This is a genomic window from Streptomyces sp. SID11385, assembly GCF_010548245.1.
Lineage (GTDB): Bacteria > Actinomycetota > Actinomycetes > Streptomycetales > Streptomycetaceae > Streptomyces.
Genome location: NZ_JAAGLR010000550.1, coordinates 1 through 784 on the forward strand (window position 1 = coordinate 1; position 784 = coordinate 784).

General features: G+C 77.4%; 2 protein-coding genes. Both read right to left on the minus strand.

What is annotated here, in order from left to right:
- Positions 1-22 precede the first annotated feature (22 nt).
- On the minus strand, positions 23-247 hold the full coding sequence (locus tag G3I42_RS16750; protein WP_343244566.1) for a hypothetical protein: 225 nt from the start codon (positions 245-247) through the stop codon (positions 23-25).
- Positions 244-784 (minus strand): hypothetical protein (locus G3I42_RS16755; protein ID WP_164286799.1); only part of this gene is annotated, 541 nt, incomplete at its 5' end. The genes G3I42_RS16755 and G3I42_RS16750, both read right to left, overlap by 4 nt.

Below are 784 nucleotides of genomic sequence, written 5' to 3' on the forward strand. Positions count from 1 at the left end.
GTGGGCCGCGCGCGGCAGGGCCTCAGCCCCGCGCCGACCCGCGCCGTCCGCGCGCCGCGCGCTCGGCGGCGAAGACGTCCTCCAGGCGGTAGAGGTGCGACCTGCCCTGATGGCCCGCCGGGCTCAGGTGCCCGAGCTGGACCCATTTCCTGATCGTCGCGGGCACCACCCCGGCCTCACGGGCCGCGAGCGCGCCCGTGACGAGCGCCAGGCCGTACGCGGCGGGACGCCCCGCGACGCCGGTCACCGCGCACCGCCGTGCGCCGCGTCCCACTCCGCGCGTTCCCACAGGTGCCGGAAGGCCGGGTCGCTCGCGCAGTCGCACGCTGGATCGGCGCAGCGGCAGCCCGGGTTGACGCACAGGACGGCGTCCCGCTCGGGGAAGACGCGCAGCGAGACGGAGTCGCACCAGGGGCAGCGCCCGGGCAACCGCACCATCTCCTCGGTCTCGCCGAGCGCACGGGAGCAGCGCCGCGCCATGCGTCGCAGTTCGTCGCGCGCGTGCCGGGCGAGAGTGGGGTCCGCCGCGGTACGGCCGAGGAGCGCGGTGATCCGCGTCAGGCGTTCGGCGACCGGGGCGCGGCGCGGGCGACCGTGCCCGAGGCGTTCGAACAGTGCCTCTTCCAGCTCGGTCACGCCGTCGCCGATGTCGCGCAGCGCGTCGGAGACATGGAGGCGGATGGGAGCCGCTCCGTGCCCGGGCACCGCCAGGCCGTGCCGCTGCTCGTTGCGCAGCGCCTCGGCGCGCTCGACGGCGAGCAGCGCGGCGCGGGCGGCGCAACGA